This is a genomic window from Legionella sp. PATHC032 (assembly GCF_026191185.1).
Lineage (GTDB): Bacteria > Pseudomonadota > Gammaproteobacteria > Legionellales > Legionellaceae > Legionella.
The window spans coordinates 1,613,836-1,626,014 of record NZ_JAPHOV010000001.1 but is presented as its reverse complement, the minus strand read 5'-3'; the positions used below and the strand labels follow the sequence as shown (position 1 = coordinate 1,626,014).

Genomic DNA, 12,179 nt, shown 5'->3' with positions numbered 1-12,179 from the left:
TAAATGAAATGGAGGCTAATACTGCTTCAGAATATTCACCGCTGAGTAAATTATTTCACTGGGTCATAGCATTAGCAGTTATAATTATGCTAATAGCAGGTTTTTTTCTTGATGAAATACCTGAGCAATTCCAAGGAATTGCTTATATGCTTCATAAATCAACAGGAATTACTATTCTTTTTTTGATGATTTTGAGGTTTATTTGGATTCATGCCAAGGGAAAACCTGCATTACCAGAGTCGGTTAAGCCTTGGGAAAAAGTTTTATCAAGACTTGTGCAATATGGTTTTTATGTACTCTTGATTATAATGCCATTGAGTGGATGGATCATGTCGGTTGCAGCAGACAGAATCCCAAATTATTTCGGCTTGTTTAAAGCTCCACTTCCATGGATTGAACCTAATAAATCTCTAGCAGAATTAATGGCCGAATCCCATGAAATTATTGCATGGATTTTAATTGCCTTTATCACATTGCATGTTTTGGGTGCTCTTAAGCATCATTTTATTGATAAAGACAATATACTCAGGAGTATGCTACCCGGGAAAAACAAATAGCTTTCTAATTTGGAAAAATTGAGCTTGAATTTCAAGATTCAAACTCAATTTTTTCTTCCAATTGGATTGGAAATTGATCACCTTCCAAACAAGCATATGAAAAATTCTCTTTTAGTATACTTGCAGCAACCAAATATCTATTTTGACCAAGCATAGAATAATCAACTAATTCACCAATCTCTGTGTTTTCATCCGATTTAAATAATTTTTGTCCAGAATATAATTGGCTATCTGTCTGAATAACAAATTTCTTTAATTCATGCTTAAGAGTAGCTCTATAGTGAGTTCTTGCGATGATTTCCTGGCCCTTATAACATCCTTTATCAAGACTAATATATGAGGTTCGATGCAGGCCAATTCGATGTGGTAAAAAGAGTCCTCTCGAGTTTGGATATATATCAATTTGATTATCAAACAATCTAAGGGTATGCCAGGTTAATGAACCAAGTAATTGATTGTTTTCATTAAAAGGTTTGCAAAAACTGTCATAATAGTCTGAATGAATTAAATAGATATAGAATCCTTTACCTAAGTGATAAACACAACTACGACTCGAATAAGATAGAGCATATAATTCGTTGGGTAAAGGTAATAACTGTGGTATTTGATCATTATCATGCTGTAAATAAAAACCTAAAACTTTATAGCTATTATTTGCAGTGATTTTAACACGCGAAAGCAGTGCCGCTTTGTTTAATGAATGTTGAGTTACTTCAATCAAATCTTGGGGTAGAACTAATTTTACACCGTGCCAATTGATAATATCCAACAAAGAAAGAATTCTCCCTTTAAGATTACATTGGGCCCCTTGAATTATTGAAGTATTCGTTACCAATCGTAAATCACAAGTTAATTGTCCTTGCAGAAAATCTGTTGATTTGTCTCCAAACAAATCGATGACTCCCAGGTAAGATAAATCGAAAAGATAGTTTTTCTGCCTATTTAGTGATAATTCAGACTCTATAGTGCGGAATGTTGTTAAAGACCTATTATTCACTAAATATTCTAAAATAGTTTTCATATCAAGATTAGTAATGTTGTTTATAATGCAGAGTAGTGTATCATTTGCCCTGCTCAAAAGCAGATATCATTATTAAATAATTAGGATTATCTTGTATTTATCGTGAATTAACAGAGGAAATCCATTGTGGACAACAGAGAAAAATCACGGTTATTATGGAAATGCAGGCGAGGAATGCTAGAGCTTGATCTCGTTTTACAGAAATTCATAGCCAATGAGATTGATCGACTTACAGAAAATCAATTAAAAGCATTTGATAATCTATTAACTCATAATGACCCTAATTTATATGCCTGGTTAATGGGACATGAGGAACCCGAAAAAGAGTTGCTTGAAATTGTATCATTCATCAGAAACTGTGATTAAACCAGGGAAATCCAAGGTATATCTTCGATTAATTGCAATTCTTTATTTGTGCACCATTGCATTGATTTTATATTCTTCCTTACCAGGGTTGATAGAGGGGAGCTTAATTTTTCTTATCATTATTCAATTTATAAATGACGTAACTAACCAAACTGCTTGCCAAAGAGTTAAAGAAATCAAATATTTGCAAAACCATACGTGGTCACTGGAAACAATAGATGGTACTACCCATCATTATGATGAACTAAAAATCCTTGTTCATAATATGATATTTCAAGTTATCCAACTATCCTCAGATAAAAAAAATCAGATGCTAATTCTATTTAATGATCAAATACCTACCGATCAATTACGGTTATTACACTTAAACAGCAATAAAAATAGTATATAATAATACATAATGATTAAAATAAATCCACCACGACATTGATTAGACTTTATCATATTCGAACGTAATAACAAGCAAAGGAATAATGAGGAAGTTATGAATATTGAGACTTCTTTAAGCGATGAATCACTAATTGAATTGGCTCAAAAAGGAAATGGACTAGCCTATGATAAACTGTTTGAGCGTTATCAGGGCAAAATTCGACAAATGATTTATTTTTATACGCATGACTGGACAAGTGTTAATGATTTGACTCAGGAAGTTCTTATCAAAGTATTTAGGCATTTGCCTTATTTTAATGAGCGCAGTCAGTTTTCAACCTGGTTATATAAAATTACTCAAAATACTATTAAAAATTTTTTTCGCGCCAATAATTTTCATGTTGATTCAGAAATGCAGTATGTGGATGAACAATTTTCTACACCATATAATTCCCCAGAGTCAGACATAATGGGATTAGAGTTTGAAAAACAAATAGAAGCAGCAATGTCATGTTTATCTGAAGAGTTACGACTATGTTATGGTCTGCATATATTTGATGGACAAACTTATCAGGATATTGCAAAAGAAATGCATTGTCCCATAGGAACTGTACGCTCACGTATATTTAGAGCTCGGAAACAGCTGATGGATATTGTGAGTGAGAATCACACTGTATAATATCATTTTAATATCCTATAGCATCATCAACCTTAATCGTGAAATCAATTCCATTTAATTATTAAATAAATAAGCTTACAAAGATCTGCTATTAGATAAACATATGTTAAAATGCTTTCATTCGAATGAACCCAACAAAACCTCTTATGCTCGAAAGTGATCGCCTAATCAGTAGTCAAAGTATTGTCTCAGAAGAAGCAATGGATAGAGCTATCAGGCCGCTTAGTTTGAGTGAATACGTAGGACAAGATTCTGTAAGTTCACAGATGCAGATATTTATCAATGCGGCAAAAAGGAGAAATGATCCTTTGGACCATGTTCTTATTTTTGGCCCACCTGGTCTTGGCAAAACTACCCTGGCAAATATCATAGCTCACGAAATGGGAGTTAATATCAGACAAACTTCTGGGCCGGTGATCGAACGTGCAGGTGATATTGCTGCTATATTGACGAATTTACAACAAAATGATGTACTATTTATTGACGAAATTCATAGACTAAGTCCTGTTATAGAAGAAATTCTTTATCCGGCTATGGAAGATTATAAGTTGGATATCATGATAGGAGAGGGGCCCGCAGCTCGATCTATTAAATTGGAGTTACCTCCTTTTACATTAATTGGAGCTACAACAAGAGCAGGATTACTTACCTCGCCATTAAGGGATAGATTTGGTATAGTGCAACGTTTGGAATATTACTCTGTTGATTCGCTTACCCGGATTGTAGCACGCTCTGCGCATTTGCTTGGTGTCCCTACAAAACCCGAAGGAGCCAAAGAAATTGCATTACGTTCTAGAGGAACACCGCGCATAGCTAATCGCCTGTTAAGAAGAGTAAGGGATTATTCTGAAGTGAAAGGAAATGGCATTATTACTGTTGATATGGCCCAACAAGCATTGGAAATGCTTGAAGTAGATCAGCATGGATTCGATTTAATGGATAGAAAATTATTGTTAGCAGTGATAGAACACTTCAATGGCGGTCCAGTAGGCATAGATAGCATTGCGGCTGCTATTGGTGAAGAAAAAGGAACTATAGAGGATGTTTTAGAGCCATTTTTAATACAACAAGGCTTTCTAATGCGCACTCCTCGCGGTAGAATAGCTACTTCGAAAGCTTATCAACATTTTGGTTTTAGTGCGATCGAACAGGAATGACACATGAATCTTATATCAAATCATCAGCATAACATTAGAGTCTATGCAGAAGATGTTGATTATATGGGAATTGTTTATCATGCTAACTACCTTTGTTATTTGGAAAGAGCTCGAACTGAATTATTAAGGCAAAACAATTTAATTCTAAGTGAATTCGAAAAATCAGATATTTTATTTGCTATTCATGAACTTACAATTAATTATATATTTCCGGCCAAGTTAGATGATCAATTAACAATTAAAACAGAAATTAAAGAATTTAGAGCGTGTAGTTTTCTATTTAATCAAGAGATATCTAATCAACATAAACAATTAATTTGTAGGGCTAGTGTTCAAGTAGTTTGCGTTGGTAGAAATTTAAAACCCAAGCGACTACCTAATATTATGAGAAATGAATAACTAAACCTTTCAGTATGGAGATTAATGGTGGCTAATCAAGCAAATGTACTCATGTATTTTATGCAAGCGGGTTTGGTAGTAAAGTCCGTTATGCTGATATTATTAATTGCTTCGGTAATTTCATGGACATTAATCTTTCAAAGAGCATGGTTCTTTAATCGTAGAAAACAAATGACAGATGCTTTTACCAGAAGATTTTGGGATTGCGGAGACTTAAGCAAACTATATGCTGATGTAGACAGCAAGAGCGATGAAAGACAGGGAGTTGCTGCTATTTTTCACGCTGGTTTTAAAGAATTTGTCCGTTGTAGAAAGCAAGGCACAGTGGCTATTGAGCCTATACAAAGAGTCATGCAGATAAGCCATGCCAAAGAAGCAGAAAAACTGGAGCAACATTTACCATTTTTTGCATCTGTCGGATCTATTTCTCCCTATGTGGGTTTATTTGGCACAGTTTGGGGTATAATGACATCATTTCAGGCTTTGGGACATGCTCAGCAAGCGACTATTGCAATGGTGGCACCTGGGATTTCAGAGGCTTTGGTTGCTACAGCTTTAGGGCTATTTACCGCGATTCCAGCGGTTATTGCCTACAACAGATATACCACACGCGCCAATACTTTGCTGAATAAATATGATTTATTTCAGGAAGAATTAATTTCTTTAATTGAACAACAAACTTCTGGTTCACCTAAAGGATAAGACTTAAAATGAATCGATCTAAAGCCAATCGTGAACGTCCAATCTCAGAAATTAATGTAGTGCCATACATTGATGTTATGTTGGTTTTACTGGTTATTTTTATGATTACTGCTCCTATGCTGACCCAAGGTGTTACAGTAGATCTGCCCAAAGCAGCCAGTCAAACTTTACAGGCTGCTGACAGGGAGCCAATTATTGTATCAGTGAATCAATTAGGCAGCTATTTTTTGAATATTAGCAGTACACCAGCAGAACCTATTGAAGCTCAAGCTTTGTTAGTACGAGTTGCGGCAGAACTGGAGTTAGCCAAACAGTCTGGCCAAAAACTTAATGTGCTTGTTAAGGGAGATCAAGGGGTTGCTTATGGGAAAGTTGTTCAAGCCATGGCGCTCTTAAAGCAGGCGGGCGCGGAGCAAGTCGGATTGCTTACTGACTCCCAGTCTGGTGAAGAGGGGCAAGCATGATTACTGATCTGACCTACAGAAAAGCATTCCTTTTTGCTGTCATGCTTCATGTTTTTTTACTTGTATTGCTTTTTACGGATAATAGCAGCAAAAGGCCTGTGTTAACCATGGAATCCAAAAATTCTCCTGGTATGATGCAACCCAGTGTTTCTCAGCAGGAAGTAGTAAAAGCGGTCAGTGTCGACAATAAAGAAATAATGAAAACTGTCAATCGTTTGAAGCAAGAGCGTGAACAACAAAAGAAAGCGGAGCTCAACCGACAAAAGGAATTATTAAGACAAGCTGAGGCGGCAAAACAGCAGAGAATCAAAGAGCAACGAGAAATTGCAAGATTGAAAGAAGAAGCTAATAAAATTGCAATTGCCAGAAAAAAACAAGTTGAAGAAGAAAAAAAACGGTTAAAAGAATTGGCTGAGCAAAAAGCGTTGGAAGCTAAACGCATTGAAGAGTTAAAAAAACAAAATGAAAAATTGGCTAAACAACAGGAGTTGGAAGCTAAAAAACTTGCTGAGCTCAATAAGAAAAAACAAGAAGAAAAAGAGAAAGCTGAGAAACTTAAAGCAGAACAAGCAAAGGCTGAAAAGCTGAAAGCAGAGAAAGCTCGTGCTGAACAAGAAAAAGCAGAGATGGAAAGAAAAAGACAAGCAGAAGCGGCAGCTGCCCAACAGGCAGCTCAAAATGCTGAAAGACAAGCACGAATAGCTGGTGAAGTTGATAAATACAAGGCACTTATTGTCAATGCGATCGGACGCAACTGGATTTTACCTGAAAATGTTGACAGTTCTCTGTCGAGCCAATTCAGGATACGCCTTGCTCCAGATGGGACGGTACTGGAGGTGTCTTTAACCCGAAGCAGTGGTGATCCTTTGTTAGATAGGTCAGCACAAACAGCAATATACAAGGCTTCACCACTTCCCGTGCCTAAAGACGTTGAAACATTTAATTTGTTTCGCGATATCAGTTTAACCGTTCGTCCAGAACAAGTTAGGGGGTAAAGCTCGTGTTCAATCGAATTATTTCACTTTTCTTGCTGTTATTTACTGGTCAAGTGATTGCTCTTGATTTGGAACTAACTCAAGGAATTAATTCAGCCCTGCCAATAGCCATCAATTCTTTTGGCTCAGACGCGGCGGCTAAAGAAATAGGGAATGTCATAGAGAATGATTTGACTATATCAGGACAATTTAAAATTATCTCTGGACCACAAGGTGCGAACTCTCAATCTTCCGTGGGCACATTACGCCAACTTGGCGCTGACAGTGTAGTCACTGGCCGAGTTAATCAAGTTGGGAATCGGATTGAAGTGAGTTTTACTTTGGCTGATGCCGTAGCCAATGGCAATATTTTGTTGACAAAAACCTTTCAGATCAATGCCAATCAAGTAAGAGCTTTAGCTCATCATATTAGTGATGAGGTATACCAAAAACTGACTGGGGAAAGGGGGATATTCTCCACCAGGATAGCTTATATTTCAGTGCAAAGAAGTGGTGGAAGGTCTCGCTACTCCCTGGAGGTTGCAGATGCGGATGGACATAATCCCCAAAGCTTACTTGTTTCTTCAGAACCTATTATGTCACCTTCCTGGTCACCCAATGGAAAATCGATATCCTATGTTTCTTTTGAAAAGAAAAAAGCTGAAATTTTTACCGTCTCAGTTGAAACAGGGCAGCGTCGCTTAATTACGAGTTTCCCAGGAATTAATGGGGCTCCCGCGTGGTCACCTGACGGTCGTCATCTGGCAGTTGTACTATCGAAAAGCGGCACACCCAAAATTTACGATGTTGATTTGAGCAGTGGTACTATGAAACAGCTGACTTTTGGTAACTCTATCGATACAGAACCACGTTATTCTCCTGATGGTCGCAGTTTGTTATTCACTTCAGGGAGGGGGGGCTCACCGCAAGTGTACCGCTTATCATTGGCTGATGGCCAAATAAGTCGGGTCACTTTCGAAGGGAATTATAATGCCCGTGCCTCATACACTCCAGATATGAAGCATATCGTCATGCTGCACAGAGAAGACAGACAATTTAATATTGGTGTACAAAATACAGGTGGCGGTCCGATTTCCAATTTAACCTTTTCTGGCCTTGATGAATCGCCATCAGTCTCTCCAAATAGTCGTTTAGTGCTGTATGCTACTCGTTATCAGGACAGAGGGGTTTTAGGCATTGTGTCGATTGACGGAAGAATTAGAATGAGACTTCCTGCTCGTGAAGGAGATGTTCAAGAGCCGGCTTGGTCCCCTTACCTGAGTTAAAAATGATAAGAAACTTACTGGTATTGTTTTTTTTATTTATAGCTCATGCAGGTTATTCATGGAACGCGATAGGGCACCAACTGGTGGCCCAGATTGCATACGATAATTTGACACCTCAAGCCAAGCAAATGTGTGATTTATATTCCCATTCAAAATCGAAGACATCGGCTAATGTCAATTTTGTAAAATCAGCTTCTTGGCTGGACTCCATAAGAGCACATGATGTTCATTGGTTTGATGCGTTACATTACATCGATATTCCTTTTTCCAGGGATGAAACAGCATTACCAGCCCTGCCAGAGATCAATGCACTCTGGGGAATTAATCAGGCAGTTGCTGTGTTGTCTTCCAATAAAGCGAGTATTACTGATAAAAAATTGAGCTTGCGTATATTGGTACATCTGGTTGGAGATATTCATCAGCCTTTGCATACCGTTACAAAGATAAGTAAAAAATTACCTAATGGTGATTTGGGTGGAAATTTATTTCGGCTAGGTAAAAATCCTATTGGGAAAAATTTGCATCAATATTGGGATAATGGTGGCGGTATTCTGATTGGTCAAGACAAGTTTTTTCAGATTAAAAATAAGGCGAAGCAATTGGAGAAGAAATGGTCTTGCCAATCAGCCAGTAAGGAAAAAAATCCGCAACAATGGATTAATGCCTCACACCAATTGGCATTGACTAAAGTTTATAAGGTTTCAGCTTATCAAGTACCCGGCAAGCAATATCAGTTAAATACTCAAAATATTACGGAAAAACAGATACTTCTGGCTGGGTGTCGGCTTGCTTATCTGCTAAATAATATTACTGAAGGTAAAAACAAGCTAGTCTAAATTTCATCTTTATTATTATCAATCTGTAGTTATTCCCTTTAAACCATTTTCTAAATATTTTACAGAAGCAAAGCCAGACTTGAGAAGTATATCTAATGCCATCTTGCTTCGTCTTCCTGACTGGCAGTACAGAATAACAGGCTGATTAGGGTTCAGTTCATGTAAGCGCTGAGGCACTTCATCCAAAGGAAGCACCAAGCCTCCTATATTATGTATTTGATGTTCCTTTGTACTGCGAACATCAATGAGCTGAATATTGTTCCTGCCCGTAAATAATTTATAAAATTCATCAAGAGTTATTCTATGACGGCTTGGATCATTTTGAGTTGGACAATTGATGGGATTAATTAGTTGCTTAATTGACTGATTTTGCATACAAAATTCACACTCAGGATTTTTTGAGATAATGATGTCCTTAAAGGTCATGGTTAGCATGTTAATAGCAAGTAACCGTTTTTTTAATGGATTCCCTATTTGTAGTATCCATTTGATTGTTTCTGTTGCCTGAATAAGACCTAGCATCCCAGGTAAAGTACCAATTACACCACTTCCCTCACAATTGGGCATATTGGTATCGTGTACGGAAACCGGGAATACGCAATGAAGGCAGGGATCTTGTTTATTGTGGAATATAGAGCAATAACCGTGAAAATGTGAGGCACTAGCATAAACATAAGGTTTTTCCAACTCAAAGCAAATACTATGAATCAAATAGCGCGTATAAAAATTATCGGTTCCATCTGCAATAATGTCATACTGGCTAATTAACTCAGCCGCATTATCTTCTGTTAATCTTCTGGAGTAAGATTTAACTTGAATCAGGGGATTAATAACCAGAAGTTGCTTTTTTGCGGCAACAGCCTTTTTTTTATTAATATGGGTATGATTATAAAGAATCTGCCTGTGCAAATTACTTAATTCAATGATGTCATCATCGACAATTCCTAACACTCCGACACCTGCTGCAGCAAGGTAAAGTAAGAGAGGAGAACCTAAACCGCCAAGTCCAATGCATAATACTCGAGAATTTTTAAGTTTTTCCTGTCCGTCTAATCCAATTTCTTCCATCTTGATTTGTTGAGAATAACGGATTAATTCGCTCATTACTAAATTTGATTTATTCATTATGGGATTCATTCATTTGAGTTAAAAATTGTTTGGCTGCGGCTAACGGGGCTGATGCTTTTGTAATGGCAGATATTACTGACACACCATCAACTTTTGTTTTTAAGACATCTGAAAGATTCTTCAAAGTTATGCCGCCAATAGCAACCAATGGATAACGAAGTGTTTTTCTCCAATATTCAAGTCGTGCGATTCCTTGTGCTTGAAAAGGCATTATTTTGCTGGTTGTTTCATAGATGGGTCCGCAAGCGATATAGGAAGGATTAAGAGCATGAGCTCGAGCAACTTCGTAATAGCAATGTGTGCTTATACCCAAGAATAATCCTGTTCGATTAATTCTATCGACATCTGCATTGTCTAGATCCTCTTGACCAAGATGAACTCCTTGAGCACCATAACTAATAGCAAGTTCCCAGTAATCGTTAATAAATAATGTAGCATTATACTGATTTGCCAAAAGTACACTCCGTTTTATCTCTTCTTCCAACCGCTCTTGAGGAGCCTCCTTTACTCGTAACTGTATGCACTTAATTCCCAATGGCAATAGCATTTCTAACCAATAACTACTATCCACAATGGGATAAAAACCCATGTAACATTTGTTAAATGAAGGAATTGGTCTAATGAAAGGTGTTGGCGATAAATAGGGGAGATCGGCTTCATCTTCTGGCCAGCCATCATGAAATAGTTGCGAGGTATCCTTATCAATCTCTATCGATTGACGTATGCCGCGATTAACATACATTTTAGCAATGACGATAGCGTCTTTCATTGAATAGCCAAGTGCAAGACAAGCTGTAAGTGCTGAAGATAGAACACAGCCTGTCCCACGGTAATTTGTTTCAGGAAAACGACGATTTGCAATCCAAAACGACTCTTTTCCATCAGTCCAGTAATCTTGACTGAATGAGTTATCTTTTGCATGTCCTCCTTTCAGTAATACCTGCTTTGCTCCCAGTGATAATAGATCTGAAGCAGCATTGATTGTATCCTGATAAGAGGAAATACTCCTATTTAAAATAATTTCTGCTTCTATCCGATTAGGGGTAATAATGGTAACGTATGGAAACAATTGAATTAGATTTTTTTTATGCTGTTGTAAATCTGAAAAAAACAGGTTAGTTCCGGAGGAGGAGGAAATTATCGGATCAAGAACGGCAAATCCTTCGTAATCCTTTAAAAAATAAGCTATTTCTTCACAGATTGGTGTAGAACATAACATGCCAATTTTAATGGCATCCGGCTTAAAGCTTAATTCTAAAGCACTGCACTGAGCAGCAACCTGATCACTGGATATCGCTTCTACTGCTATAACTGAGTGAGCATTTTGTGCAGTTACTGCGGTGATGACCGAGCAAGCCCTGACATTTAGGTGACTAAAAGTTTCCATGTCAGCATGGACACCAGCTAAGCCGGATGAATCAACACCGGCAATTGTCCAAACAATCGGTTTTTTCATAAGCCACTTACCTGATGCCAAAATGGAGTATCAATTAATGGAGTACTTGGGTGTGCTACATTTCTCGCAGGCATCATTCCTCCTGTATATGCCTGATAACCTGCAATAACGGCATGGCGAAATGCAGTTGCCATGAGCGCAGGATGATTGGCAAGAGCTACAGCGGTATTTAAAAGTACACCATCAAAACCTAATTCCATCACCTGAACAGCATGAGATGGCTTACCAATCCCGGCATCAATGATTAATGTGATATCAGGAAATCGATAACGCAAAGTTTCCAAGGCATATGGGTTAATTAAACCCTTACCTGAGCCTATAGGAGCCCCCCAGGGCATTAAAATTTTACAACCAGCATCAACCAGTTTTTGACATAAAACCAGATCATCTGTGCAATAAGGAAAAACTTCAAATCCTCTGTCAATCAAAATTCTGGCTGCCTTGATTAACTCAAAAGGTTCGGGTTGTAAATTATAATCATCACCTATGACCTCCAGTTTTATCCAGGGAGTATCAAATAACTCCCTCGCAATTTCAGCTGTATTAATCGCTGCCTCGGCATTACGGCAACCAGCCGTGTTGGGCAAAAGATGACAATTTAATTTCTTTACCGATTGCCAAAAAGATTCTCCATCCACTCCTGCAGAAGTCTGGCGCTTTATTGATATCGTAATAACTTCTGTACCTGAATTATGAATTGCTTGCTGCATATGCTCTAATGAAGGATAACATGCAGTACCTAATAGCAAGCGGCTATTTAATTCTTTTCCTGCTAAACTCCACAT

General features: G+C 37.6%; 15 protein-coding genes. 11 read left to right on the top strand and 4 right to left on the bottom strand.

Annotated elements, in window-relative coordinates:
• The first annotated feature begins 8 nt into the window (after positions 1-8).
• The gene (locus tag OQJ02_RS07415; RefSeq protein WP_265718577.1) at positions 9-557 is read left to right on the top strand and encodes a cytochrome b; all 549 of its coding nucleotides are present in this window, start codon (positions 9-11) and stop codon (positions 555-557) included.
• A gap of 31 nt (positions 558-588) precedes the next feature.
• Here the strand turns inward: OQJ02_RS07415 and OQJ02_RS07410 are convergent, their stop codons facing one another.
• Positions 589-1,578 (bottom strand): YgfZ/GcvT domain-containing protein, encoded by a 990-nt coding sequence (locus OQJ02_RS07410; RefSeq protein ID WP_265718576.1) that lies wholly within the window; start codon positions 1,576-1,578, stop codon positions 589-591.
• A gap of 126 nt (positions 1,579-1,704) precedes the next feature.
• On the opposite strand from OQJ02_RS07410, the gene OQJ02_RS07405 reads away from it, so the two are divergent.
• From OQJ02_RS07405 to OQJ02_RS07360, 10 genes are all read left to right on the top strand, one after another.
• Complete coding sequence (locus OQJ02_RS07405) at positions 1,705-1,944, top strand: succinate dehydrogenase assembly factor 2 (RefSeq protein WP_011215498.1); 240 nt, start codon at positions 1,705-1,707, stop codon at positions 1,942-1,944.
• Positions 1,886-2,335, top strand: coding sequence for a hypothetical protein (locus OQJ02_RS07400; RefSeq protein WP_265718575.1), 450 nt, complete (start codon positions 1,886-1,888; stop codon positions 2,333-2,335). Before OQJ02_RS07405 ends, OQJ02_RS07400 begins: the two co-directional genes overlap by 59 nt.
• A gap of 93 nt (positions 2,336-2,428) precedes the next feature.
• The gene (locus OQJ02_RS07395; RefSeq protein WP_265718574.1) at positions 2,429-2,992 is read left to right on the top strand and encodes a sigma-70 family RNA polymerase sigma factor; all 564 of its coding nucleotides are present in this window, start codon (positions 2,429-2,431) and stop codon (positions 2,990-2,992) included.
• A gap of 146 nt (positions 2,993-3,138) precedes the next feature.
• Positions 3,139-4,149, top strand: a complete 1,011-nt coding sequence (gene ruvB, locus OQJ02_RS07390) for a Holliday junction branch migration DNA helicase RuvB (RefSeq protein ID WP_265719807.1) — start codon at positions 3,139-3,141, stop codon at positions 4,147-4,149.
• A 3-nt stretch (positions 4,150-4,152) separates the two neighbouring features.
• A complete protein-coding gene (gene ybgC, locus OQJ02_RS07385; protein ID WP_062727784.1) occupies positions 4,153-4,548 on the top strand; it encodes a tol-pal system-associated acyl-CoA thioesterase in 396 nt (131 codons plus the stop codon).
• A 24-nt stretch (positions 4,549-4,572) separates the two neighbouring features.
• Entirely contained in the window at positions 4,573-5,250 is a 678-nt protein-coding gene (gene tolQ, locus OQJ02_RS07380) for a protein TolQ (RefSeq protein ID WP_265718573.1), read from the top strand.
• Between the two features lie 8 nt (positions 5,251-5,258).
• Positions 5,259-5,714 (top strand): protein TolR, encoded by a 456-nt coding sequence (gene tolR / locus OQJ02_RS07375; RefSeq protein ID WP_027227072.1) that lies wholly within the window; start codon positions 5,259-5,261, stop codon positions 5,712-5,714.
• Positions 5,711-6,709 (top strand): cell envelope integrity protein TolA, encoded by a 999-nt coding sequence (gene tolA / locus OQJ02_RS07370; protein ID WP_265718572.1) that lies wholly within the window; start codon positions 5,711-5,713, stop codon positions 6,707-6,709. The genes tolR and tolA overlap by 4 nt, the downstream gene beginning before the upstream one ends.
• Positions 6,710-6,714: 5 nt before the next feature.
• Entirely contained in the window at positions 6,715-7,974 is a 1,260-nt protein-coding gene (gene tolB / locus OQJ02_RS07365; RefSeq protein WP_265718571.1) for a Tol-Pal system beta propeller repeat protein TolB, read from the top strand.
• A gap of 2 nt (positions 7,975-7,976) precedes the next feature.
• Positions 7,977-8,810, top strand: a complete 834-nt coding sequence (locus tag OQJ02_RS07360; protein ID WP_265718570.1) for a S1/P1 nuclease — start codon at positions 7,977-7,979, stop codon at positions 8,808-8,810.
• 18 nt (positions 8,811-8,828) lie between these two features.
• Here OQJ02_RS07360 and OQJ02_RS07355 read toward each other — a convergent pair whose 3' ends face one another.
• Genes OQJ02_RS07355 through OQJ02_RS07345 form a run of 3 tightly spaced genes read right to left on the bottom strand, consistent with a single transcriptional unit; the run spans position 8,829 to position 12,179 of the window.
• On the bottom strand, positions 8,829-9,935 hold the full coding sequence (locus OQJ02_RS07355; RefSeq protein ID WP_265718569.1) for a ThiF family adenylyltransferase: 1,107 nt from the start codon (positions 9,933-9,935) through the stop codon (positions 8,829-8,831).
• A complete protein-coding gene (thiD, locus tag OQJ02_RS07350; protein ID WP_265718568.1) occupies positions 9,928-11,394 on the bottom strand; it encodes a bifunctional hydroxymethylpyrimidine kinase/phosphomethylpyrimidine kinase in 1,467 nt (488 codons plus the stop codon). Before thiD ends, OQJ02_RS07355 begins: the two co-directional genes overlap by 8 nt.
• Positions 11,391-12,179: a thiazole synthase gene (locus OQJ02_RS07345; RefSeq protein ID WP_265718567.1), complete on the bottom strand. Its 789-nt coding sequence runs from the start codon at positions 12,177-12,179 to the stop codon at positions 11,391-11,393. The genes thiD and OQJ02_RS07345 overlap by 4 nt, the downstream gene beginning before the upstream one ends.

Coding starts and splice junctions, on each gene's coding strand:
- ruvB (WP_265719807.1), top strand. CDS start 3,139: ATGCTCGAAAGTGATCGCCTAATCAGTAGTCAAAGTATTGTCTCAGAA.
- OQJ02_RS07415 (WP_265718577.1), top strand. CDS start 9: ATGGAGGCTAATACTGCTTCAGAATATTCACCGCTGAGTAAATTATTT.
- OQJ02_RS07345 (WP_265718567.1), bottom strand. CDS start 12,179: ATGTGGAGTTTAGCAGGAAAAGAATTAAATAGCCGCTTGCTATTAGGT.
- OQJ02_RS07395 (WP_265718574.1), top strand. CDS start 2,429: ATGAATATTGAGACTTCTTTAAGCGATGAATCACTAATTGAATTGGCT.
- OQJ02_RS07410 (WP_265718576.1), bottom strand. CDS start 1,578: ATGAAAACTATTTTAGAATATTTAGTGAATAATAGGTCTTTAACAACA.
- OQJ02_RS07355 (WP_265718569.1), bottom strand. CDS start 9,935: ATGAATAAATCAAATTTAGTAATGAGCGAATTAATCCGTTATTCTCAA.
- tolQ (WP_265718573.1), top strand. CDS start 4,573: ATGGTGGCTAATCAAGCAAATGTACTCATGTATTTTATGCAAGCGGGT.
- thiD (WP_265718568.1), bottom strand. CDS start 11,394: ATGAAAAAACCGATTGTTTGGACAATTGCCGGTGTTGATTCATCCGGC.
- ybgC (WP_062727784.1), top strand. CDS start 4,153: ATGAATCTTATATCAAATCATCAGCATAACATTAGAGTCTATGCAGAA.
- tolA (WP_265718572.1), top strand. CDS start 5,711: ATGATTACTGATCTGACCTACAGAAAAGCATTCCTTTTTGCTGTCATG.
- OQJ02_RS07360 (WP_265718570.1), top strand. CDS start 7,977: ATGATAAGAAACTTACTGGTATTGTTTTTTTTATTTATAGCTCATGCA.
- OQJ02_RS07400 (WP_265718575.1), top strand. CDS start 1,886: ATGAGGAACCCGAAAAAGAGTTGCTTGAAATTGTATCATTCATCAGAA.
- tolR (WP_027227072.1), top strand. CDS start 5,259: ATGAATCGATCTAAAGCCAATCGTGAACGTCCAATCTCAGAAATTAAT.